A 22,804-nucleotide genomic window follows, 5' to 3' on the forward strand; every position below is an offset into this window, starting at 1 on the left:
ATAGGGCGAGCAATCGCCCTTAACATATCTCAAAAAATTATGTCGTTTAGAAAAAATAAAAAACTCAACAACGATTTTTCCAGAGTTACCATCAGCTTGGCCTCTCCAGAATCAATTCTGGACAGTTCAAATGGTGAGGTAACACAGCCAGAGACCATCAACTACAGAACCTACAAGCCAGAAATGGGTGGTTTGTTCTGTGAGAGAATCTTTGGTCCGGTAAAAGACTGGGAATGTCATTGTGGTAAGTACAAGCGCATCAGATATAAAGGAATCATCTGCGACCGTTGCGGGGTAGAAGTGACTGAGAAAAAAGTACGTCGTGAGCGTATGGGCCACATTGAATTGGTGGTGCCTGTTGCACACATCTGGTACTTTAAGTCACTTCCAAACAAAATCGGTTACCTACTGGGTCTTCCTACCAAGAAATTGGACCAGATTGTTTACTACGAGCGATATGTGGTAGTACAGGCTGGCATTAAGGCTGAAGAAGGTGTGCAATACCTCGACTTCTTAACAGAAGACGAATACTTGGACATCATGGACAAGCTACCAAAGGAAAATCATGCCTTGGATGATGCTGATCCAAACAAATTCATCGCCAAAATGGGTGCTGAAGCTTTGGAAATGTTGTTGGCAAGATTGGATCTCGATGATCTTTCTTACTCACTTCGTCACCAGGCAGCTACAGATACTTCCCAGCAGCGAAAGGCGGAAGCTTTGAAGCGCCTGAAAGTGGTAGAAGCATTCCGTGATGCAAGAACCCGCATCGAAAACCGTCCTGAGTGGATGGTCGTTCGTATGGTTCCTGTTATTCCACCGGAATTGCGTCCATTAGTTCCTTTGGATGGCGGTCGTTTTGCGACTTCTGATTTGAATGACCTTTATAGAAGAGTGATCATCAGAAATAACCGTCTAAAGCGTTTGATCGATATCAAAGCTCCTGAGGTGATTTTGAGAAACGAGAAGAGAATGTTGCAGGAAGCTGTGGATTCACTTTTTGATAACTCCAGAAAAGTAAATGCGGTAAGATCCGATGGAAACCGCGCTCTGAAGTCCCTTTCTGACATGTTGAAAGGTAAGCAGGGTCGTTTCCGTCAAAACTTGCTCGGTAAGCGTGTGGATTACTCCGGTCGATCTGTAATCGTCGTAGGTCCAGAGCTGAAACTGCACGAGTGTGGTCTTCCTAAAAATATGGCGGCTGAGCTTTTCAAACCTTTTATCATCAGAAAACTGATCGAAAGAGGAATTGTAAAGACCGTAAAATCTGCCAAGAAAATCGTGGATCGTAAAGATCCTGTGGTTTGGGATATTTTGGAAAACGTATTGAAAGGACACCCTGTTCTTTTGAACCGTGCCCCAACTCTTCACAGATTGGGTATCCAGGCTTTCCAGCCAAAATTGATCGAAGGAAAAGCTATTCAGCTTCATCCATTGGTATGTACTGCATTCAACGCCGATTTTGACGGTGACCAGATGGCAGTTCACGTTCCGCTTGGACATGAGGCAATTTTGGAGGCTTCCACTTTGATGCTTTCTGCTCACAATATCCTGAACCCAGCCAACGGTGCACCGATCACGGTACCATCTCAAGACATGGTTTTGGGTCTATATTATGTGACCAAAGGCAAAAAATCCACTCCTGAAGAAATCGTTGCCGGTGAAGGCATGACTTTCTACAGCACGGAGGAAGTGATTATTGCATTGAATGAAGGCAAAATCTCCAAGCACGCGAACATCAAGTGTAAGGTGAAAGTGAAAAACGCCGAGGGCGAAATCAAAGATCAGATCATTGAAACTGTGGCAGGTCGTTTGATTTTCAACCAATTCGTTCCTGAAGAAGTTGGGTATGTTAACGAGCTTTTGACCAAGAAAAAACTTCAGCAGATTATTGCTGAGGTAGTTAAAGTTTGTGGAATTGCCCGTACAGCTCAATTCTTGGATGATATCAAGCATCTTGGATTCCAAATGGCCTACCAAGGCGGTTTGTCAATGGGTCTGAACGATGTAATTATTCCGGAACAAAAGGAACCAATGATTGCCAAGGCCAAAGAGGAAGTTGAGCAAGTTTGGAACAACTACCTTATGGGTCTGATCACTGATAACGAACGATACAACCAAGTAATCGATATCTGGACTCGTACCAACTCTCATTTGACGAATAATCTGATGAAGCAGATGGAGGACGATAAGCAAGGATTCAATGCCATCTACATGATGATGCACTCCGGAGCCCGAGGTTCAAGAGAGCAGATCCGTCAGTTGGGTGGTATGAGAGGTCTGATGGCTAAGCCTCAGAAAAACCTTCAAGGTTCTGTGGGTGAAATCATCGAAAACCCAATCCTTTCCAACTTCAAAGAAGGTTTGGACGTATTGGAGTACTTTATTTCTACGCACGGTGCACGTAAAGGTCTTGCCGATACTGCATTGAAAACTGCCGATGCGGGTTATTTGACCCGACGTCTGGTAGACGTTGCTCAGGATATGATCATCACCGAAGAGGATTGTGGTACTTTGAGAGGTCTGGTAGTTCAGCCACTGAAAGACAACGACGAAATCGTTGAGCCACTCTCTGAAAGAATTTTGGGTCGTGTTTCTGTTCATGATGTTTATGATCCGCTTACTGATCAATTGATCATTCCTGCTGGATTAGAAATCGGTGACGAAGTAGCGAAGCTTGTTGACGAATCTGCTATCGAAGAGGTAGAAATCAGATCCGTATTGACTTGCGAAACCAGAAGAGGTGTTTGCGCCAAATGTTATGGAAGAAACCTTGCTACAGGTAATATGGTCCAGGCAGGTGAATCTGTCGGTGTTATTGCTGCCCAATCCATCGGTGAGCCAGGTACTCAGCTTACTTTGAGAACATTCCACGTAGGTGGTACGGCTTCCAACATGGCGGTTGATGCCTCAATCCCAGCCAAATTTGACGGGGTGATTGAATTCGAGGAAGAATTGAGATTCATTGAAACAACCAATAAAGATGGTGAGGCGATCACTATTGTAATGGGCCGTTCTGGTGAAATCAAAATCAACGAAGCGAAGACCGGAAAAACCTTGGTTTCCAACCACGTACCTTACGGTTCTTTGTTGAACGTGAAGGATGGTCAGAAAATCACCAAAGGTCAGTCTCTTTGTACTTGGGATCCTTATAATGCGGTTATTCTTTCTGAGTTCGACGGACTTGTTGAATTTGAAGCGGTCGTAGAAGGCATCACTTACAAAGAAGTTGCTGATGATCAGACTGGTTTCCGTGAGAAAGTTATCATCGAAACAAAGGATAGAACCAAGAACCCTGCGATCGTCATCAATTATGGTGGCGAAACCAAATCATATAACATTCCGGTAGGTGCTCACCTTGCTGTAGAAGCAGGCGAAAAAGTGAAATCCGGTCAAATCTTGGTGAAAATCCCAAGATCAGTCGGCAAGACACGTGACATCACCGGTGGTCTTCCAAGAGTAACTGAATTGTTCGAAGCTCGTAACCCATCCAATCCGGCTGTAGTTTCTGAGATCGACGGTGTGGTAACTTATGGTGGCATCAAGCGTGGTAACAGAGAAATCATCATCGAATCCAAGGATGGTGTGATTAAGAAATACATGGTATCTCTTTCCAAGCACATCCTGGTTCAGGAAAATGATTTCATCCGTGCCGGTGAGCCATTGTCTGACGGAGCAATTACTCCAAACGACATCCTTTCTATCAAAGGACCTACTGCGGTTCAAGAATACTTGGTAAATGAAATCCAGGAAGTTTACAGACTTCAGGGTGTGAAAATCAACGATAAGCACATCGAGGTAATCGTATCTCAAATGATGCAGAAAGTTGAAATTCTTGATGCCGGTGATACTGGATTCCTTCAAAACCAAGTCGTGGACAAGTGGGCATTCCGCGAAGAAAACGACAACATTCTGGACAAGAAAGTGGTCATGGATGCCGGTGATTCTTCAACCTTGAAGCCAGGTATGATCATTTCTGCAAGAAGATTGAGAGATGAAAATTCCAGCTTGAAGCGTAAGGATTTGAAACTTGTTCAGGTGAGAGACGCTGAGACTGCGGTTTCTGCTCCAACCTTGCAGGGTATCACCGCTGCTTCTTTGGGTACTGAAAGCTTTATTTCTGCTGCCTCATTCCAGGAAACTACCAAGGTGCTTTCCGAAGCTGCCATCAGAGGTAAGCGTGATGAATTGTTGGGATTGAAAGAAAACGTAATCGTGGGTCACTTGATCCCAGCTGGTACCGGACAGAGAAGATTGCAAAATCTTATCATTGGTTCACAGGAAGAATACGATAAGCTTTCTGAAAATATGGAAAGAACATCTTCCAGAAGATCCAGCGAAGCAATCCTTTAATCCTATCTGATTTAAAAATAAAAGGCCTGTATGTCGTGTACAGGCCTTTTTTTAATCCAAAAAATATGGAAGACAACAAAAGACCAGATCAGCAGATCAATGTGGAGCTTTCTGAAGAAGTTGCAGAGGGCATTTATTCCAATCTTGCCATGATCGCTCATTCCAACTCGGAGTTTGTGATAGATTTCATTCGCTTGATGCCTGGAGTGCCCAAGGCAAAAGTAAAATCCAGAATCATTGTGACTCCTGATCATGCCAAAAGATTGCTAGCGGCATTGAAGGATAATATTGAAAAATATGAAGCAGCCTATGGGAAAATCAACCAAGGTGGCGGTGCTCCTACCTTCCCGATTTCCTTCGGGACACCCGGCGAAGCGTAACAAAAATATAACTGCTTAATTTTGTTACTCTTATTACTTTCTTTACCTTTGCAGTCCAAAATTTAACAGTTTACAGGAAAACTAAATTTTATCAGTTAATGCCTACTATTCAACAGCTAGTAAGAAAAGGTAGAAATACACTGGAAATCAAATCAAAGTCTAGGGCTTTGGACGCATGTCCTCAGCGTAGAGGTGTTTGTACCAGAGTATACACTACGACCCCTAAAAAACCTAACTCCGCGATGAGAAAGGTGGCCAGGGTGAGATTGACAAACGGAAAAGAAGTGAACGCTTACATTCCGGGTGAAGGTCACAATCTACAGGAACACTCGATCGTATTGATCAGAGGTGGTCGTGTAAAGGATCTTCCAGGTGTAAGATACCACATCATCCGAGGTGCACTTGATACTGCAGGAGTAAAAGACCGTAAGCAAGGTCGCTCCAAGTATGGTGCTAAAAGACCGAAAGCAGGTAAAGGTGCTCCAGCAGCTCCAACCAAAGGCGCTCCGGCAAAGAAGAAAAAATAAAATTTTAGAAAAGAAATGAGAAAAGCGAAACCAAAGAAGAGATATATTCTTCCTGATCCAAAGTTCAATGATACTTTGGTCACCAAGTTTGTAAACTGTCTAATGTTCGACGGGAAGAAGAGTATTGCTTACAACATTTTCTACGATGCAGTAGCAAAGGTGGAAACTAAAGTAGGCGAGAATGGTCTTGAAGTTTGGAAAAAAGCGCTAAACAATATTTCTCCATCCGTTGAGGTGAAGAGTCGTAGAGTTGGTGGTGCTACATTCCAGGTTCCCATGGAAGTCAGACCTGAAAGAAAAATTTCACTTGGTATCAAGTGGATGATCAATTATGCTCGCAAGAGAGGTGAGAAGACCATGATGGACCGTTTGGCAGGTGAAATCATCGCAGCAGCAAAAGGCGAAGGAGCCGCTGTTAAGAAAAAAGATGATACGCACAGAATGGCCGAAGCGAACAAAGCATTCTCCCACTTTAGATTTTAATTAGGATGGCAAGAGATTTAAAATATACCAGAAACATTGGTATTGCAGCCCACATCGATGCGGGTAAGACTACTACTACTGAGCGTATTCTTTACTACTCAGGAGTTAGTCACAAGATCGGTGAGGTTCATGATGGTGCTGCTACCATGGACTGGATGGCGCAGGAGCAGGAAAGAGGTATTACCATTACTTCTGCTGCTACTACCGTATTTTGGAACTACCGAGATAATAAGTATAACGTCAATATCATCGATACTCCGGGACACGTTGACTTTACTGTTGAAGTTAACCGTTCCCTTCGTATCCTGGATGGTCTGGTTTTCCTGTTTAGTGCTGTGGACGGTGTAGAGCCACAGTCTGAGACCAACTGGAGATTGGCTGACAATTATAAGGTAGCCCGAATCGGATTCGTCAACAAAATGGACCGTTCTGGTGCCAACTTTTTGGAAGTATGTAAGCAAGTAAAGGAAATGCTTGGATCCCATGCGGTTCCATTGCAGCTTCCGATCGGAGCTGAGGAAAAATTCCAGGGTGTAGTTGATTTGATCAACAACCGAGGAATGGTCTGGAATGAGGAGGATAAAGGAATGACCTACAAAGTCATCCCTATCCCTGAGGACATGAAAGAAGAAGTTGCTGAGTACAGAGAGTATTTGCTCGAAGCTGTTGCTGAGTACGATGAGTCTTTGATGGAGAAATTCTTCGATGATCCAAACTCAATCACTGAAGCTGAGATCTTGAAAGCGCTTAGAGCCGCAACTATCGACATGAAAATTGTACCGATGGTATGTGGATCTTCTTTCAAAAACAAAGGAGTTCAGACCATGCTTGATCTGGTGATGGAATTACTTCCTTCTCCTTTGGACAAAGAAGCAATCTTCGCTACCAGTATTGATACTGAAGAAGAGGTTGCGATCAACCCTGACGAAAAAGAACCATTCACTGGATTGGCATTCAAAATCGCCACTGACCCGTTTGTAGGTCGACTTTGTTTTGTAAGAGCTTATTCAGGTATTCTTGAATCAGGTTCTTATGTTTACAATAGCCGTTCTGGCAACAAGGAGCGTATCTCCCGAGTTTTCCAAATGCACGCCAACAAGCAAAACCAAATCGAAAGATTGGTTGCTGGTGACATCGGAGCAGTAGTAGGATTCAAAGACATCAAAACAGGTGATACCCTTTGCGATGAAAAACGTAAGGTAGTTCTTGAGTCAATGGTGTTCCCTGAGCCTGTTATCGGTTATGCAATTGAGCCTAAAACTCAAGCTGACGTAGATAAGCTCGGTATGGCAATCGCCAAATTGATCGAAGAAGATCCAACTCTTCAGGTGAATACTGATCAGGAAACTGGCCAGACCATCTTGAGAGGTATGGGCGAACTTCACCTTGAAATTATCATTGACCGTCTGAAGAGAGAATTTAAGGTTGAAATCAACCAAGGTGCTCCTCAGGTTGCTTACAAAGAAGCGTTGTTTGGCTCAGTTGAGCACAAAGAAGTTTACAAGAAGCAGACAGGTGGTAAAGGTAAATTTGCCGATATCGTATTCGAATTGGGTCCAAAAGATCCAGATCCGGAAACCGGCGAAATCAAACCAGGGCTTGACTTTGTGAATGGCATCGTAGGTGGTGTTATTCCTAAGGAATTCATTGCTCCGGTTCAGAAAGGTTTCCAAGAGGCTATGAAGAATGGTCCTTTGGCTGGATATCCAATCGAGGCCATGAAAGTAAGATTGTTCCACGGTTCATACCATGACGTCGATTCAGATGCCCTTTCTTTCGAATTGGCAGCGAGAATCGGTTTCAAAGATGCAGCTAAGAAATGTAAGCCTCAGCTGTTGGAGCCGATCATGGCAGTTGACGTTGTGACACCGGATGAATATACAGGTCCTATTACAGGTGACTTGAACAGAAGAAGAGGTTTGATGAAAGGAATGGATACCAAAGGTACTTCTACCGTAGTCAAAGCAAATGTTCCTTTGTCTGAGTTGTTCGGGTATGTGACTGATTTGAGAACAATCACCTCTGGTAGAGCGACAGCGTCTTTGACCTTCTCTCACTATGAGCCTGTTCCTAACAACATAGCTGAAGCGGTAATTGCTAAAGTAAAAGGTGAAAAATCCTAATCTTCAAGAAAATGAACCAGAAAATTAGAATAAAACTTAAATCATACGATCACAGCCTGGTGGATAAGTCATCAGAGAAGATCGTGAAGGCTGTTAAAGCCACTGGCGCGGTAGTAGTTGGACCTATTCCTTTGCCTACCAAGAAGGAGAAATTCACAGTGTTGAAATCCCCTCACGTTAACAAAAAAGCCAGAGATCAGTATCAACTGTGTACTTACAAAAGACTCGTTGATATCTACTCCAATTCCTCCAAGACAGTGGATGCTTTGATGAAAATCGAGCTTCCTAGTGGAGTTGACGTAGAAATCAAAGTCTGACGGTACCTGGAATCCGAACTTCGAAAGGCCTGCATTACCTGCAGGTCTTTTGTTTTTTTAGCAATTTTAAAATTTTCACTGGCTGGGCTGATTCAAATAAGTTCCTGACCAAATCAAATTTTTCCTAATTGTTTGAAAATATTAGAGTTGGGATTTGTTGCCAAATATTATTTCAGTAACTTTGCAGTCCTTAAAAAGGGCCCAAGTGTGTAATCTCTTGTGGATTATCAAATTATCTTATTCAAGATGTCTGGTATTATAGGAAAAAAAGTAGGAATGACTAGCATTTTCAGTGCCGATGGGCGTAACGTCGCATGCACGCTAATAGAAGCTGGTCCTTGCGTAGTGACGCAAGTAAAAAACGTTGAAACAGACGGGTACAACGCAGTGCAGTTGGCATTCGGTGAGCGCAAGGAGAAAAACACTCCAAAGCCTCTGATCGGTCATTTTAAAAAGGCCGGTACCACGCCAAAGCAGAAAGTTGTTGAATTCCGTGACTTCAGGGTCGAGTTTGAAGGCCAAGTGGAGCTCGGAAAGACGGTGGTTGCCGGAGAGGTTTTCGTAGAAGGTGACTTCGTCGATGCCATCGGCACTTCAAAAGGTAAAGGCTTCCAGGGTGTTGTGAAGCGTCATGGTTTTGCAGGTGTGGGTGGACAAACTCACGGTCAGCATAACAGAGGTAGACACCCGGGTTCCATCGGTGCATGTTCTTGGCCATCCAGAGTATTCAAAGGCATGAGAATGGCCGGAAGAACTGGTGGTGACAGAGTAAAAGTGATCAACCTGAGAGTGTTGAAAGTCTATCCTGAGCAAAACCTGTTGTTGGTTTCTGGTTCAGTGCCTGGCCCAAAAAACTCTTTCGTAATTATTGAGAAATAAGCCATGGAATTAGCAGTAATCAATCATAAAGGACAAGATACAGGTAGAAAGGTGACTCTTTCTGACGAAATCTTCGCTATCGAACCAAACGATAACGCAATCTACCTGGATGTGAAGCAGTACCTGGCCAATCAGAGACAGGGAACTCACAAATCAAAAGAAAGAAACGAAGTAGCAGGTTCTACCAAAAAGATCAAAAAGCAAAAAGGTACCGGTGGTGCACGTGCTGGATCTTTGAAGGCTCCTAACTTCCGTGGTGGTGGTAGAGTATTCGGCCCTAGGCCAAGAGATTACTCTTTCAAACTCAATAAAAAAGTAAAGCAGTTGGCGCGTAAGTCTGCACTTTCTTACAAAGTGATAGAAAACAGCCTCTTGGTTTTGGAAGATCTTTCTTTTGAAGCTCCAAAGACCAAAAACTACATCGCATTGTTGAATGGACTTTCTCTTTCTGACAAGAAGACCCTATTGGTACTTCCTGAAGAAAACAAGAACGTGTTCCTTTCTAGCAGAAACCTGCCAAAAGCGAAAGTGGTAACTGTAAATGATGTAAATACTTACCAACTCCTCAATGCTGACCAATTGGTACTGTGCGAAGGATCTGTAAGTAAGTTGGAAACCATTTTATCGAAATAAGACAATGGATATTCTAAAGCAGCCTTTGATTACAGAAAAAATTTCTGCTGGAAATGAAAGAGGAGTCTACGGTTTTATCGTGGAAAAGACCGCTGACAAAATCCAGATCAGAAATGCTGTAGAGAAAACCTACGGCGTAAAAGTGGTGTCAGTACGTACGATACGTTATGCTGCAAAGCACAAGACCCGCTACACCAAGAATAAGATCGTATCAGGCTTCACAAATGCTTTCAAAAAAGCAATCGTGCAGGTAGCTGATGGTGAGGTAATTGATTTTTACGGAGAAATTTAATTGAATCAATATCATGGCAATTAAAAAGTTGAAGCCTGTAACTCCAGGGACAAGATTCAGAGTGGCACCTGCTTTTGACGAAATCACAGCGTCAAAGCCAGAAAAATCACTTCTTGCTCCATTGAAGAAATCAGGCGGAAGAAATAATACAGGCAAAATGACCGCTCGCTATATCGGTGGTGGTCACAAGAGAAGACTCAGAATTGTAGACTTCAAGAGAAATAAGTTTGGCGTACCTGCGACAGTGAAAGCTATCGAGTACGATCCAAACAGAACTGCACGTCTTGCCCTACTATATTACGCAGATGGTGCAAAGGCCTATATTATCGCCCCGGAAGGTTTGTCAGTAGGACAGACAGTGATTTCCGGTGAGCAAGTTGCTCCAGAAGTGGGCAACGCCATGCCAATGGCCAACATCCCAATGGGTACTATTGTACACAATGTGGAGCTGAAGCCAGGAAATGGTGGAGCCATGGCAAGAAGTGCCGGTGGATATGCACAGATTGTAGCTCGTGATCAGCGATATGTAACTGTTAAGCTGCCTTCTGGCGAAATGAGACTCGTTTTGGGAACTTGTATGGCTACAGTAGGTACTGTTTCCAACGGTGACCACATGAACGTGGTGTTAGGTAAAGCTGGTCGTAAAAGATGGCTTGGAGTAAGACCTCGTACAAGAGGTGTAGCCATGAACCCAGTTGATCACCCTATGGGTGGTGGTGAAGGCCGTTCTTCAGGTGGACATCCTAGATCTCGCAAAGGTCTTCTTTCTAAAGGAAAGAAAACCAGATCACCTAAGAAGTATTCAAACAAGTTCATCATCAGCAAAAGATCTAAATAATTATGGCACGTTCATTAAAAAAAGGTCCTTATATCGAGCACCATCTGGTGAAGAAAGTAGATGTCATGAACGAGTCAGGCAAGAAATCTGTCATCAAGACTTGGTCAAGAAGATCTATGATTTCTCCGGATTTCGTAGGCCATACCTTCGCAGTGCATAACGGTAACAAGTTTATCCCGGTGTTTGTCACTGACAACATGGTAGGTCACAAGCTGGGTGAATTTGCTCCTACTAGAAACTTCCGTGGCCACATTGCTAAAAAAGATAAAGGAAAGAGATAATCATGGAAGCAGTAGCAAGATTAAAAAACGTTCCTACATCCCCGCGCAAAATGCGCCTTGTGGCTGACCTCGTGAGAGGTAAGCGAGTAGGATTGGCACTTAGCATATTGAAATTCACTCCTAACCATGGAGCGATGAAACTGGAGAAACTTCTCCTTTCTGCGGTAGCCAACTGGCAGGCAAAAAACCCTGACGCAAAACTTGAGGAAGCTGATCTGTACGTTAAAACCATCATGGTGGACGAAGGCAGATCACTCAAGAGATTGAGACCTGCTCCTCAGGGACGCGGTCACAGAATCCGCAAAAGATCCAATCATGTAACCCTCGTTGTTGATGCTTTCATCGCAGGAGACGTTACCGCTGATGTAGTAGTAACTAACGAAAAGGCAAATTAACAAAGACTATGGGACAAAAGATTAACCCAATAGGATTTAGACTTGGTGTAGTCAAAGGCTGGGATTCCAACTGGTATGGTGGGAAAGACTTTGCTGAAAAACTATACGAAGATCAGCAGATCCGTAAATATGTCCTTGCCAGAATCCCTAAAGGAGGTATTGCCAAAGTGATCATCGAGCGTACGCTTAAGAGAATCACCTTGACTATCCATACCGCCCGTCCGGGTGTAGTAATTGGTAAAGGCGGAGCCGAAGTAGACAAGCTGAAAGAAGAGCTTAAGAAGATCACCAACAAAGATATTCAAATCAATATCTTCGAAATTAAGCGTCCTGAACTGGATGCCAAATTGGTGGGTGAGTCTATCGCACAGCAGCTTCAGGCTAGAATTTCCTTCAGAAGAGCAATGAAACAAGCCATTGCAGCATCCATGCGAGTGGGAGCAGAAGGAATCAAAGTTAAACTTTCTGGTCGTCTGGGTGGTGCCGAAATGGCCCGTTCAGAAATGTACAAAGAGGGAAGAATTCCTCTTCACACCTTAAGAGCCGACATCGATTACGCACTTTCCGAAGCACTTACCGTGTACGGAATCATCGGAATCAAAGTATGGATCTTCAAAGGTGAAGTGTACGGAAAAAGAGATCTGTCTCCGAACCAAGGTGCAGCGAATGAGCCAAAAGGCCAGCGTACTCCTAACCCAAAAGGTGGTCGTAACGAAAGAGATAACGGTCCAAGACGCAGAAATAAGAAATAACTATTTTCACCGAATAAGTGAGAAATCATGTTACAGCCGAAAAGAACGAAATTTAGGAAAATGCACAAGGGCCGTGTCAAAGGCCTTGCTACAAGAGGAGCAGAACTCTCTTTTGGCAACTTTGGCATCAAATCCCTTGAGCCAGGATGGATTACTTCTCGCCAGATCGAGGCAGCACGTATTGCCATGACAAGAGCTATGAAGAGAGAAGGTCAGGTTTGGATCAGGATTTTCCCTGACAAGCCGATCACCAAAAAGCCCGCAGAGGTTCGTATGGGTAAGGGTAAAGGTGCTCCAGAATACTGGGTAGCTGTTATCAAACCAGGTACAATCCTTTTCGAAGCTACAGGCGTGAGCCTGGAGATTGCTCAGGATGCGTTGAGACTTGCGCAGCAGAAGCTACCCGTAAGTACCAGATTTGTTGTTCGTAGAGATTACGCTGAATAGTCAGAACTATGAAAAATACAGAAATCAGATCACTTTCCGTAAGTGAGATCGCAGAGCGAGTTGTCGCAGAGCAGGAGAATCTAAGCAAACTGAAGTTTGCCCACTCGATTTCTCCAATAGAGAATCCTAACAGAATCAGAGAAGCCAAGCGTCTGGTCGCAAGATTGAAGACTGCATTAGCTTCCAAATAACTAGCTAACAGAAAAGAAAATGGCTACGATTGAGAGAAATCTTCGCAAAGAGAGAATTGGTAAAGTCGTAAGCAACAAAATGGACAAATCTGTGACTGTGGCTGTGGAACGTAAAGTGAAGCACCCTATCTACGGTAAGTTTGTTGCTAAAACTACCAAATTTATGGTTCATGACGAGAACAATGAATGTCACCCAGGCGACTTGGTGAAAATCAGCGAAACTCGTCCGCTGAGCAAGAACAAGCGTTGGAGATTAGTTGAAATTATTGAAAGGGCTAAGTAATCATGATACAGCAAGAATCCAGACTAGGCGTTGCAGATAACTCAGGTGCTAAAGAAGTACTCGTTATCCGCGTATTGGGAGGAACTGGCAAGCGTTACGCTTCGATCGGTGATAAAGTAGTCGTTACTGTAAAGTCGGCTCTATCTTCCAGCAACATGAAAAAAGGCACCGTTTCCAAAGCGGTAATCGTTAGAACCAAAAAGGAAATCCGTCGCAAAGACGGTTCTTACATCCGATTTGAAGACAACGCTGCTGTGTTGTTGAACAACAACGACGAGCCAAGAGGCACACGTATCTTCGGACCAGTGGCCAGAGAGCTTAGAGAAAAGCAGTTCATGAAAATCATTTCATTGGCCCCTGAAGTACTCTAATCATGGAAAGAAAGACTAAAAAGCAGCAAAAGCTGCATATCAAAACCGGAGACACTGTAAAGGTGATCTCAGGTGATGACAAAGGAAAAACAGGGAAGGTACTTTCTGTAGATACTGAAAAAAGCAGAGCATACGTAGAAGGGATCAACATGATCACCAAGCACGTGAAGCCAACTGCGGCTAAGCCTCAGGGCGGTATCGAAAAGAAAGAGGCAGCTCTGCATATCAGTAACCTGATGCTTGTAGATCCTAAAACTGGTGAAGCCACCAGAACAGGCCGCAAAGCAGGTGAAAACGGTAAACTAGTGAGATATTCTAAGAAAACCGGGGAGGTGATCAATGGCTAATCCAAGAATAAAAGTAAAGTACCTGAACGATATCGTTCCGGCTTTGAAAGAGAAATTCCAGTATTCTTCTGTAATGCAGGTACCTCAATTGACCAAAATCGTCCTTAACAAAGGCATCGGCGCAGCAGTAGCTGACAAGAAATTGGTTGACCAGGGAGTGGAAGAGCTTTCATTGATCACTGGCCAAAAGGCTGTGGCTACCAAGTCAAAGATCGCCGTTTCCAACTTTAAGTTGAGAGAAGGTATGCCAATTGGTGCCAAAGTTACTTTGAGAGGCGAGAAAATGTATGAGTTTTTGGACCGTCTGATGACAGTTGCTTTGCCACGTGTACGTGACTTCAAAGGTATTTCTGACAAAGGATTTGACGGAAGAGGAAATTATACCTTGGGCGTCACTGAGCAGATCATTTTCCCTGAAATCTCTATCGAAAAGGTAAACAGAATCTCTGGAATGGACATCACCTTCGTGACTTCTGCCAAGACAGATGAGGAAAGCTATGCTTTGTTGAAAGCTTTCGGAATGCCTTTCGCTAACAAAAATAAAGAAGAATAATCATGGCAAAAGAATCCATCAAAGCTCGTGAGAGAAAAAGAGAGCATCTGGTAGCCAAGTATGCAAAGAAGAGAGCTGAGCTGAAAGCTGCCGGTGACTACGAAGCACTTGACAAATTGCCAAAAAATGCTTCCCCGGTAAGACTTCACAATCGTTGCAAGCTGACCGGTCGTCCAAAAGGCTACATGAGAAAGTTTGGTATCAACAGGGTAACTTTCAGAGAAATGGCCTCAGCAGGCAAGATCCCTGGAGTTACAAAGTCCAGCTGGTAAAATAACGACAGTAGTTTTTATTCTAAAAATCAATTCGTAACTTTGCACGCCCAAAACGGGTGGAGCTAGACTATAAATACCATGACTGATCCAATAGCTGATTATCTGACTAGGTTGAGAAACGCCATCAAGGCTTCTCACCGAATCGTTGAGATACCTGCTTCTAACATCAAGAAGGAGATTACAAAAGTATTGCACGAAAAAGGGTACATCCAAAACTATAAGTTTGAGCAAAGTGGTCCTCAAGGGACTATTAAAATCGCTTTGAAGTTTAACCCTACTACCAAGCAGAACGCAATTGTAAGCCTTGAAAGAGTTAGTACTCCAGGTTTGAGAAAATATGCCAAGCACGATGAGCTCCCAAGAGTCATCAACGGCCTGGGCATAGCAATCGTATCCACCTCCAAAGGTGTGATGACTGACAAAGAAGCCCGTACCGAAGGTATCGGTGGCGAAGTACTTTGCTACGTTTATTAATTTACTATCATGTCTAGAATAGGTAAAAAAGCAATAAATATACCCGGCGGTGTTACTGTAGACGTGTCAGCTCATGGAACTGTCACTGTTAAAGGTCCAAAGGGTACCCTGACTCAGGATGTGAATCCCGATATTCAGGTGAAAGTGGAAGGCAACGATATCGTTGTTTCCAGACCTACTGAATCCAAAAGACATAAATCTTTGCACGGACTTTATAGATCATTGATCAACAATATGGTGATCGGTGTGTCTACAGGTTACAAGAAAGATTTGGAATTGGTCGGTGTAGGTTATAAGGCTTCCAATCAGGGCCAGGTACTTGAGCTTAGCTTAGGTTACTCTCACAGTATTTTTATGGCGTTGCCAAGTGAAATCTCTCTTAAGACAGAGACTCCAAAAGGTAAAAACCCATTGATTACTTTGGAAGGTATTGACAAAGAGTTGATCGGACAAGTAGCTGCTAAGATCAAATCCCTTCGTAAGGTTGAACCATACAAAGGAAAAGGTGTGCGCTTCGTTGGTGAACAAGTTAGACGTAAGGCTGGTAAAACTGCCGGTAAAAAATAATAGGTTATGGCATTTAATAAGAATTCCAGAAGACTTAGAATCAAGCAGGGTATCCGAAGAAAGATCTCCGGTACCGATTCCAGACCTCGTTTGTCAGTATTCAAGAGCAATACAGGCATCTATGCGCAATTGGTGGACGACCTTAAAGGTCAGACATTGGCACAGGCTTCTTCCAAAGAACTTGGTGCTAAAGCCAATACCAAGATAGAAGTATCCAAAGAAGTAGGTAAAAAACTTGCCGAAAGAGCCATCGCAAATGGCGTTTCTGAAGTAGTATTCGACAGAAACGGCTACTTGTATCATGGTAATGTAAAAGCTTTGGCTGACGGCGCCAGAGAAGGGGGCCTTAAATTCTAATCGTTATGTCTCAAGTAAGAAGAAAACCCATCAGGGCTACAGATACAGAATTAAAAGAAAAAGTTGTTGCTATCAACCGAGTAGCCAAAGTGGTAAAAGGCGGTAGAAGATTCTCTTTCTCAGCAATCGTAGTAGTAGGTGATGGCCAGGGTGTTGTAGGTTATGGTTTGGGTAAAGCCAACGAGGTAACTGATGCAATCACCAAGGGCATCGAGGACGCAAAAAAGAACCTGGTAAAAGTACCGGTTTTGAAAGGCACTATTCCTCATGAGCAAATTGGTAAATTCGGTGGCGGACTTGTTTTGATCAAGCCAGCTGCAGCAGGTACCGGTGTTATTGCAGGTGGTGCAATGAGAGCAGTTTTGGAAAGTGCAGGCGTTACCGACGTTTTGGCTAAATCCAAAGGTTCCTCTAACCCGCACAACGTGGTGAAAGCTACCATCGATGCATTGACTCAATTAAGAGATGCAATCGCTGTATCACAGCAGCGTGGTGTGAAAATGGCTAAAGTCTTTAACGGATAATAATCATGGCGAAGATCAAGATCACACAGGTAAAAAGTACGATCGACAGACCAAAAGATCAAAAAGCAACAATCACTGCTTTGGGTTTGGGTCGTATCAGCAAATCCGTAGTAGTGGAAAATACACCTCAGATTGCTGGAATGGTAAATAAAGTGAATCACCTTGTAAAAGTGGAGGTAGCTTAATTATGAAACTAAATACATTAACTCCGTCCGAAGGATCAACCAAAAACCGCAAAAGAATTGGTCGTGGTACCGGTTCTGGTAGAGGTGGGACTTCAACAAGAGGTCATAAGGGAGCGAAATCCCGTTCTGGATACAAATCTAAAATCGGTTTTGAAGGTGGTCAGATGCCACTTCAAAGAAGGGTTCCAAAATTTGGCTTCAAATCCTTTAATAAGGTTGAGTTCAAACCAGTAAATTTGGATACCTTGCAGGCCCTTTCCGAGCAGTACAATCTTACAGTGATCGACATGGAAGCTTTGGTTTCTCATGGAATCGCCTCTAAGAATGACAAAATCAAGATCCTCGGTGGTGGTGAACTGACAGCCAAATTAGACGTGACTGCCCATCAGTTTTCTGCTTCAGCAGTTGAAGCAATCGAAAAACTTGGCGGTACTGTAAACAAGATTTAAGTAAATGAAAAAGTTTATTTCGACAGTTAAGAATATCTTCTCAATCGAAGATCTGAGAGTTAGAATCCTGAATACAATCGGATTCCTCATCATCTTCAGATTAGGTTCATTCATCGTTCTTCCTGGTGTAGATCCATCCAAGTTGGGTGGCACTCCCGAAGGGATTTTCGGATTGATTGACACCTTTCTTGGAGGAGCATTTAGCAATGCCTCCATCTTCGGTCTGGGGATAATGCCTTATATCTCTGCTTCCATCGTGCTGCAGCTGTTGACTGTCGGAGTACCCTACTTTCAAAAAATGCAAAAGGAGGGTGAATCCGGAAGAAAGCGAATCAACCAGATTACCCGAGTACTGACCATTGCGATCACTGTAGCCCAAGGTATTGGTTACGTCACAGCAACCATCCTTCCAACCGGTGCAGTAATGGTTAGTACCTCTCTTTTCATGTTTAGCTCTTTGGTTTTGCTTTCAGCCGGAACGATGTTCTGTATGTGGCTGGGAGAAAAGATCACTGAAAAAGGTATCGGAAACGGTATCTCCATGCTGATCATGATTGGGATTATTTCCAGATTCCCTGGCGCACTTATCGCCGAAGGTTTGGAAAAAGGCTCCTCCGGAATGTTGCTTTTGATTATTGAAGCTGGGGTGTTGTTTTTTGTAGTCGTAGGAGTTATTGCTCTGACAGAAGCTACAAGAAGAATTCCGGTTCAGTATGCTAAGCAGGTAGTAGGCGGTAAAGTATATGGCGGTCAGCGTCAGTACATTCCTATCAAAGTGAATGCTTCCGGTGTAATGCCAATTATCTTTGCTCAGTCCTTGATGTTTGTGCCAGCGTTGATCGCACAGATTTGGGCAGGTGAAAGTGACATTGCAAACTATATCGGCACTACATTCAGCGATTTCACTTCTTGGCAGTACAATCTGTTGTTTGCCTCGTTGATCATCATCTTCACATTCTTCTACACCGCGATTACCGTTAACCCGGAGCAAATTGCTGAAGACATGAAGCGTAACGGTGGATTTGTTCCAGGCATTAAGCCAGGTGCTCCTACCTCAGAGTTTATTGATGGCATTATCTCCAAAATCACATTACCTGGATCTGTTTTACTGGCAGCAGTAGCAATCCTTCCTGCTTTGGCTATCATAGCCGGTGTAGGTGGTGAGTTTGCTCAATTCTATGGTGGAACTTCCCTCTTGATTATGGTGGGTGTGATCATGGATACCTTGAGACAAATCGAAAGTTACTTGTTGATGAGACATTACGAGGGAATGATGAAAAGCGGTAATATGAAGAATAACCCTTCTAATTACCAGGTTGCCTAATATGATTCAATACAAGACTTCGGAAGAAGTTCAGTTGATAAAAAAAAGTGCTGATATTCTTGGCAAAGCTCACGGAGAAGTAGCCAAGCATATTAAAGAAGGGGTAAAGACCTCTTTTCTTGACAAGATTGCTGAAGAGTTTATAAGGGATCACCATGGAGTACCTTCATTTAAAGGTTACAATGGCTTCCCGTCTTCACTTTGTATTTCAGTGAATGAAGTTGTTGTTCACGGTTTTCCAAGTGATTATGAATTGAAAGATGGCGATATAATCTCAGTAGATTGTGGAGTCTTTCACCAAGGTTTTCATAGCGATTCCGCTTATACGTATCCTATCGGTGAGGTTTCCCCTTCTGTTATTGCATTATTAAAAGCCACTCGAGATTCGCTCTATTTAGGAATTGAGCAAGCTGTAGCTGGAAATCGAATCGGCGACATCGGTCATGCCATCCAAAAGTTTGTTGAAGCAAAAGGCTACACGGTAGTCAGAGAGCTTGTCGGACATGGTTTGGGCAAAAAACTGCATGAAGCCCCTGAGGTTCCCAATTATGGAAAAAAAGGAAGTGGTGTCCCGCTCAAGGCGGGTATGGTGATTGCAATTGAGCCAATGATCAATCTGGGTACGCGAAACATCGTACAGGAGCGAGATGGGTGGACTATCCGAACTGCAGATCGGAAACCTTCAGCTCACTATGAGCATACGGTTGCAATATTTGAGAATAAAACTGAGGTTTTGACGACCCATAAATACATAGAAGAGAGCTTTAAATTCTAATATGGCCAAACAGACATCAATCGAGCAAGACGGAACCATTACTGAAGCGTTGTCAAACGCGATGTTTAAAGTGGAACTGGAAAATGGACATCAGTTGATTGCGCATATTTCCGGTAAGATGAGGATGAATTATATCAAAATCCTTCCCGGAGATAAGGTCAAGCTGGAATTATCTCCCTATGATTTGACAAAAGGCAGAATAGTATATCGATATAAATAGACTGACATGAAAGTAAAGGCATCTATTAAAAAGAGAAGTGTTGACTGCAAGCTAATCCGCAGAAAAGGAGTATTGTTTGTGATCAATAAGAAAAATCCTAAGTATAAACAAAGACAAGGTTAATCATGGCTAGAATTGCAGGTGTAGACATACCAGACAATAAGCGCGGCGAAATCGGACTTACCTACATCTTCGGAATAGGAAGAAGTGCCGCCAAAGCGATCCTGAGCAAAGCCGGTATCTCTTTCGACAAAAAGGCCGGAGAGTGGAATGACGAAGAATCTACCGCTATCCGTAACATCATCGCTGAAGAATTCAGAACCGAAGGTGTACTGAAGTCAGAGATCCAATTGAACATCAAGCGTCTGATGGATATCGGATGTTACAGAGGTTTGAGACACAGAAAAGGACTTCCTGTACGTGGTCAAGGCACTAAAAACAACGCCAGAACAAGGAAGGGTAAGAGAAAAACTGTTGCTAACAAAAAGAAGGCAACTAAATAAAACCTGATTTAGATTATGGCTCAGAAAAGAAACGATAAAGCAAAAGGTAAAAAAAGAGTAGTAAAGGTAGAAGCTGTAGGTCAGGCACACATCAGAGCCTCCTTCAACAATATCATCATCTCTATTACCAATAATGCAGGTCAAGTGATCTCTTGGGCTTCTGCCGGTAAAATGGGCTTCAGAGGTTCTAAGAAAAATACTCCTTACGCTGCTCAAATGGCCGCCCAAAACTGCGGTCAGGTAGCTTACGACTTAGGTTTGAGAAAAATCGAAGTATTCGTAAAAGGTCCAGGCGCTGGTCGTGAATCCGCGATCAGAACATTGCAAAACGTAGGATTGGATGTGACCACGATTATCGACGTGACTCCAATGCCGCACAACGGTTGTCGTCCTCCTAAGCGTAGAAGAGTTTAATTTTAAAAAGCTAACAGAATGGCAAGATATACAGGTCCTAAAGCTAAAATCTCCAGAAAATTTGGAGAAGCAATTGAAGGGCATAGCAAGGCACTTCAGAAGAAAAACTACCCTCCCGGCATGCACGGTCGCGGTAGAAGAAAGAAGCAGTCCGAATATGCAGTTCAGCTGTCTGAGAAGCAAAAAGCAAAATACATCTACGGCGTGTTGGAAAGACAATTCGCTAAAATGTTTGACATCGCTTCCAGAAAGTCCGGTATCACTGGTGAAAACCTCCTTCAGCTTCTTGAAGCTCGTTTGGACAACACCGTGTACAGACTGGGAATTTCTCCAACGCGCCGTGGCGCAAGACAGCTTGTTTCGCACAAGCACGTCTTGGTAAACGGTGAAGTGGTTAACATTCCATCTTATACTTTGAAGCCGGGTGATGTAGTTTCCGTAAGAGAGCGTTCTAAGTCTCTGGAAGCAATCACCAGCAGCCTGGCAGGCAAAGCAGCAAACAGATATCCTTGGTTAGAGTGGGATAATGCTTCTTTGACAGGCAAATTCGTCAGTGTTCCTGGCAGAGATGATATTCCGGAGAATATCAAGGAGCAGCTCATTGTCGAACTTTACTCTAAGTAATTTTACTATTTTCAGCTAAAAACCAGAACGAGATATATGTCCATACTAGCATTTCAAATGCCCGAGAAAGTGGTGATGGAAAAAGCCGATGACTTTCATGGCTTGTTCACTTTCAAACCACTCGAAAAAGGCTATGGAGTTACCATCGGTAACGCCCTGAGAAGAATATTGCTTTCTTCTTTGGAAGGATACGCCATCACTTCTATCAAAATCCCGGGAGTGGTTCACGAATTCTCAACCATCGAGGGCGTAGTAGAAGACGTGACTGATATCATTTTGAACCTGAAGCAGGTGAGATTCAAGAAAGTGCACGAAGCATTTGACGGAAAAATCACTGTCGAAATCAAAAATCAGTCTGTTTTCACCGCAGGGGACATTGCTAAGTTCACTTCTTCCTTCGAAATCCTCAACCCAGAGTTGATCATCTGTCACATCGACGAGACCAAAAACTTTGAAATTGAGATCACGATCGAAAAAGGAAGAGGTTATCTACCAGCTGAAGAATCCAAACCAAAAGAGCAGGTTTTTGGGCAAATCGCAATCGACGCGATCTTCACACCAATTAAAAATGTGAAGTACAGCGTAGAAAACACCCGGGTAGAGCAGAAGACTGACTTCGAAAAACTGATTCTTGAGGTTTCCACAGATGGTTCTATCCATCCTGAGAAAGCCCTTCAGGAATCTGCAAAGATTTTGATCCAGCACTTCATGCTATTCTCTGACCAGACCATGGTCCTTGATTCTACCGGTGTAGCCGAGCCAGAGCCTATCGATGAGGAATTCCTTCACATGCGTAAGCTTCTCAAGACCTCTTTGAGCGACCTCGACCTTTCTGTTCGTGCGTTCAACTGTCTGAAAGCTGCTGATGTGAGAACTCTTGGAGATCTTGCCAGACTTGAGATTTCAGATATGATGAAATTCAGAAACTTCGGTAAGAAGTCTTTGGCTGAACTTGAGCAGCTGATCCAGGAGAAAGGTCTGACCTTTGGGATGGACATTTCTAAGTACAAACTTGACGAAGAATAATATAAAATGAGACACGGTAAGAAATTTAACCACCTAGGAAGAACTGCCCCGCACAGGAAGGCAATGCTTTCTAACATGGCAACTTCCCTGATTCTTCACAAGCGTATTTCAACTACGCTTGCCAAGGCTAAAGAATTGAAGAAGTTTGTTGAGCCTCTGGTGACCAGAGCAAAAGAAGATTCTACACACAACAGACGTATCGCTTTTTCTTACCTGAAAAGTAAAGATGCCATCAAGGCGCTTTTCGGTGAGGTAATCGAAAAAGTAGGTACTCGTCCGGGAGGATATACCAGAATTATCAAAACTGGCTTCCGTCTGGGTGACAACGCTGAAATGTGTATCATCGAGCTGGTAGATTACAATGAATTGATGCTGAAAGATGCTAAGCCTGCCAAAAAGACCACCAGAAGATCCCGTAGAGGAACTGCTGTGGCCAAAGCAGACGCACCTGCGGCTACTTCTGCACCTGCTGCTGAAGCCAAAACTGAAGCGCCTAGCGCTCCTGAAGCTTCTGCCGAAAGCGATAACGAAGAAAAATAATTTGAATAGCACTTCAAATATTAAAAGGATTGGACGCCCGTTCAATCCTTTTTTTATACCCATACCTCTTATCCTCCTTCCCAAGAATTGGTTAACTTTGCG

35 protein-coding genes are annotated in these 22,804 nt (G+C 43.4%); all 35 read left to right on the forward strand.

The annotated features are described in order from the left end of the window. Positions 1–39 precede the first annotated feature (39 nt). The 35 genes from rpoC to rplQ all read left to right on the forward strand — a co-directional run bounded on the left by rpoC (position 40) and on the right by rplQ (position 22,702). Entirely contained in the window at positions 40–4,353 is a 4,314-nt protein-coding gene (gene rpoC, locus B0E43_RS23865) for a DNA-directed RNA polymerase subunit beta' (protein ID WP_077346305.1), read from the forward strand. Between the two features lie 65 nt (positions 4,354–4,418). Then, complete coding sequence (locus tag B0E43_RS23870) at positions 4,419–4,733, forward strand: DUF3467 domain-containing protein (protein ID WP_077346306.1); 315 nt, start codon at positions 4,419–4,421, stop codon at positions 4,731–4,733. Positions 4,734–4,831: 98 nt separating this feature from the next. Further along, positions 4,832–5,260, forward strand: coding sequence for a 30S ribosomal protein S12 (gene rpsL, locus B0E43_RS23875; RefSeq protein WP_077346307.1), 429 nt, complete (start codon positions 4,832–4,834; stop codon positions 5,258–5,260). A gap of 15 nt (positions 5,261–5,275) precedes the next feature. Then, the gene (gene rpsG / locus B0E43_RS23880; RefSeq protein ID WP_077346308.1) at positions 5,276–5,743 is read left to right on the forward strand and encodes a 30S ribosomal protein S7; all 468 of its coding nucleotides are present in this window, start codon (positions 5,276–5,278) and stop codon (positions 5,741–5,743) included. Between the two features lie 5 nt (positions 5,744–5,748). Then, the gene (fusA, locus tag B0E43_RS23885) at positions 5,749–7,866 is read left to right on the forward strand and encodes an elongation factor G (RefSeq protein ID WP_077346309.1); all 2,118 of its coding nucleotides are present in this window, start codon (positions 5,749–5,751) and stop codon (positions 7,864–7,866) included. Positions 7,867–7,877: 11 nt separating this feature from the next. After that, positions 7,878–8,183, forward strand: a complete 306-nt coding sequence (rpsJ, locus tag B0E43_RS23890; protein ID WP_024284766.1) for a 30S ribosomal protein S10 — start codon at positions 7,878–7,880, stop codon at positions 8,181–8,183. 246 nt (positions 8,184–8,429) lie between these two features. After that, the gene (rplC, locus tag B0E43_RS23895) at positions 8,430–9,062 is read left to right on the forward strand and encodes a 50S ribosomal protein L3 (RefSeq protein WP_077346310.1); all 633 of its coding nucleotides are present in this window, start codon (positions 8,430–8,432) and stop codon (positions 9,060–9,062) included. A 3-nt stretch (positions 9,063–9,065) separates the two neighbouring features. After that, positions 9,066–9,695, forward strand: a complete 630-nt coding sequence (gene rplD, locus B0E43_RS23900; protein ID WP_077346311.1) for a 50S ribosomal protein L4 — start codon at positions 9,066–9,068, stop codon at positions 9,693–9,695. 4 nt (positions 9,696–9,699) lie between these two features. Beyond that, a complete protein-coding gene (gene rplW / locus B0E43_RS23905) occupies positions 9,700–9,987 on the forward strand; it encodes a 50S ribosomal protein L23 (protein ID WP_077346312.1) in 288 nt (95 codons plus the stop codon). A gap of 13 nt (positions 9,988–10,000) precedes the next feature. Then, entirely contained in the window at positions 10,001–10,825 is an 825-nt protein-coding gene (rplB, locus tag B0E43_RS23910) for a 50S ribosomal protein L2 (RefSeq protein ID WP_077346313.1), read from the forward strand. Between the two features lie 2 nt (positions 10,826–10,827). Beyond that, positions 10,828–11,106 (forward strand): 30S ribosomal protein S19, encoded by a 279-nt coding sequence (gene rpsS, locus B0E43_RS23915; protein ID WP_074226879.1) that lies wholly within the window; start codon positions 10,828–10,830, stop codon positions 11,104–11,106. 2 nt (positions 11,107–11,108) lie between these two features. Then, complete coding sequence (gene rplV / locus B0E43_RS23920; protein WP_077346314.1) at positions 11,109–11,501, forward strand: 50S ribosomal protein L22; 393 nt, start codon at positions 11,109–11,111, stop codon at positions 11,499–11,501. 8 nt (positions 11,502–11,509) lie between these two features. Further along, positions 11,510–12,253: a 30S ribosomal protein S3 gene (rpsC, locus tag B0E43_RS23925; RefSeq protein WP_077346315.1), complete on the forward strand. Its 744-nt coding sequence runs from the start codon at positions 11,510–11,512 to the stop codon at positions 12,251–12,253. Between the two features lie 27 nt (positions 12,254–12,280). After that, complete coding sequence (gene rplP, locus B0E43_RS23930) at positions 12,281–12,700, forward strand: 50S ribosomal protein L16 (protein WP_077346316.1); 420 nt, start codon at positions 12,281–12,283, stop codon at positions 12,698–12,700. A gap of 8 nt (positions 12,701–12,708) precedes the next feature. Next, positions 12,709–12,891 (forward strand): 50S ribosomal protein L29, encoded by a 183-nt coding sequence (gene rpmC / locus B0E43_RS23935; RefSeq protein ID WP_077346317.1) that lies wholly within the window; start codon positions 12,709–12,711, stop codon positions 12,889–12,891. A gap of 19 nt (positions 12,892–12,910) precedes the next feature. After that, positions 12,911–13,174: a 30S ribosomal protein S17 gene (gene rpsQ / locus B0E43_RS23940; protein ID WP_026966249.1), complete on the forward strand. Its 264-nt coding sequence runs from the start codon at positions 12,911–12,913 to the stop codon at positions 13,172–13,174. 2 nt (positions 13,175–13,176) lie between these two features. Beyond that, positions 13,177–13,545 (forward strand): 50S ribosomal protein L14, encoded by a 369-nt coding sequence (gene rplN / locus B0E43_RS23945; RefSeq protein ID WP_026966248.1) that lies wholly within the window; start codon positions 13,177–13,179, stop codon positions 13,543–13,545. A 2-nt stretch (positions 13,546–13,547) separates the two neighbouring features. Continuing rightward, entirely contained in the window at positions 13,548–13,892 is a 345-nt protein-coding gene (gene rplX, locus B0E43_RS23950) for a 50S ribosomal protein L24 (RefSeq protein ID WP_077346318.1), read from the forward strand. After that, entirely contained in the window at positions 13,885–14,445 is a 561-nt protein-coding gene (gene rplE / locus B0E43_RS23955; RefSeq protein ID WP_077346319.1) for a 50S ribosomal protein L5, read from the forward strand. The genes rplX and rplE overlap by 8 nt, the downstream gene beginning before the upstream one ends. Before the next feature lie 2 nt (positions 14,446–14,447). After that, positions 14,448–14,717: a 30S ribosomal protein S14 gene (gene rpsN / locus B0E43_RS23960; RefSeq protein ID WP_077346320.1), complete on the forward strand. Its 270-nt coding sequence runs from the start codon at positions 14,448–14,450 to the stop codon at positions 14,715–14,717. A gap of 81 nt (positions 14,718–14,798) precedes the next feature. Continuing rightward, positions 14,799–15,194: a 30S ribosomal protein S8 gene (rpsH, locus tag B0E43_RS23965; RefSeq protein WP_077346321.1), complete on the forward strand. Its 396-nt coding sequence runs from the start codon at positions 14,799–14,801 to the stop codon at positions 15,192–15,194. A 9-nt stretch (positions 15,195–15,203) separates the two neighbouring features. Further along, on the forward strand, positions 15,204–15,761 hold the full coding sequence (rplF, locus tag B0E43_RS23970) for a 50S ribosomal protein L6 (RefSeq protein ID WP_077346322.1): 558 nt from the start codon (positions 15,204–15,206) through the stop codon (positions 15,759–15,761). A 6-nt stretch (positions 15,762–15,767) separates the two neighbouring features. Beyond that, positions 15,768–16,118: a 50S ribosomal protein L18 gene (gene rplR / locus B0E43_RS23975; RefSeq protein ID WP_077346323.1), complete on the forward strand. Its 351-nt coding sequence runs from the start codon at positions 15,768–15,770 to the stop codon at positions 16,116–16,118. A 5-nt stretch (positions 16,119–16,123) separates the two neighbouring features. Then, the gene (gene rpsE / locus B0E43_RS23980; protein ID WP_077346324.1) at positions 16,124–16,642 is read left to right on the forward strand and encodes a 30S ribosomal protein S5; all 519 of its coding nucleotides are present in this window, start codon (positions 16,124–16,126) and stop codon (positions 16,640–16,642) included. A 5-nt stretch (positions 16,643–16,647) separates the two neighbouring features. Beyond that, positions 16,648–16,827 carry a 50S ribosomal protein L30 gene (gene rpmD, locus B0E43_RS23985; RefSeq protein ID WP_077346325.1) on the forward strand — a complete coding sequence of 60 codons (180 nt, stop codon included), beginning with the start codon at positions 16,648–16,650 and terminating at the stop codon, positions 16,825–16,827. Positions 16,828–16,829: 2 nt separating this feature from the next. Beyond that, entirely contained in the window at positions 16,830–17,276 is a 447-nt protein-coding gene (gene rplO, locus B0E43_RS23990) for a 50S ribosomal protein L15 (protein WP_077346326.1), read from the forward strand. A gap of 4 nt (positions 17,277–17,280) precedes the next feature. Beyond that, positions 17,281–18,600, forward strand: coding sequence for a preprotein translocase subunit SecY (secY, locus tag B0E43_RS23995; protein WP_077346327.1), 1,320 nt, complete (start codon positions 17,281–17,283; stop codon positions 18,598–18,600). A 1-nt stretch (position 18,601) separates the two neighbouring features. Further along, a complete protein-coding gene (gene map, locus B0E43_RS24000) occupies positions 18,602–19,375 on the forward strand; it encodes a type I methionyl aminopeptidase (protein WP_077346328.1) in 774 nt (257 codons plus the stop codon). Position 19,376: 1 nt separating this feature from the next. Next, on the forward strand, positions 19,377–19,595 hold the full coding sequence (gene infA / locus B0E43_RS24005) for a translation initiation factor IF-1 (RefSeq protein ID WP_077346329.1): 219 nt from the start codon (positions 19,377–19,379) through the stop codon (positions 19,593–19,595). A gap of 6 nt (positions 19,596–19,601) precedes the next feature. Beyond that, on the forward strand, positions 19,602–19,718 hold the full coding sequence (gene rpmJ / locus B0E43_RS24010; protein WP_077346330.1) for a 50S ribosomal protein L36: 117 nt from the start codon (positions 19,602–19,604) through the stop codon (positions 19,716–19,718). 2 nt (positions 19,719–19,720) lie between these two features. Then, positions 19,721–20,098 carry a 30S ribosomal protein S13 gene (gene rpsM, locus B0E43_RS24015; protein ID WP_077346331.1) on the forward strand — a complete coding sequence of 126 codons (378 nt, stop codon included), beginning with the start codon at positions 19,721–19,723 and terminating at the stop codon, positions 20,096–20,098. Positions 20,099–20,113: 15 nt separating this feature from the next. Then, positions 20,114–20,512, forward strand: a complete 399-nt coding sequence (rpsK, locus tag B0E43_RS24020; RefSeq protein ID WP_026953287.1) for a 30S ribosomal protein S11 — start codon at positions 20,114–20,116, stop codon at positions 20,510–20,512. 18 nt (positions 20,513–20,530) lie between these two features. Beyond that, on the forward strand, positions 20,531–21,136 hold the full coding sequence (gene rpsD, locus B0E43_RS24025) for a 30S ribosomal protein S4 (protein WP_077346332.1): 606 nt from the start codon (positions 20,531–20,533) through the stop codon (positions 21,134–21,136). A 36-nt stretch (positions 21,137–21,172) separates the two neighbouring features. Continuing rightward, complete coding sequence (locus tag B0E43_RS24030) at positions 21,173–22,162, forward strand: DNA-directed RNA polymerase subunit alpha (protein ID WP_077346333.1); 990 nt, start codon at positions 21,173–21,175, stop codon at positions 22,160–22,162. Positions 22,163–22,168: 6 nt separating this feature from the next. Beyond that, positions 22,169–22,702 carry a 50S ribosomal protein L17 gene (gene rplQ / locus B0E43_RS24035; protein WP_077346334.1) on the forward strand — a complete coding sequence of 178 codons (534 nt, stop codon included), beginning with the start codon at positions 22,169–22,171 and terminating at the stop codon, positions 22,700–22,702. Positions 22,703–22,804 lie beyond the last annotated feature (102 nt).

This window comes from Algoriphagus sp. A40 (genome assembly GCF_002002735.1).
Taxonomy (GTDB): domain Bacteria; phylum Bacteroidota; class Bacteroidia; order Cytophagales; family Cyclobacteriaceae; genus Algoriphagus.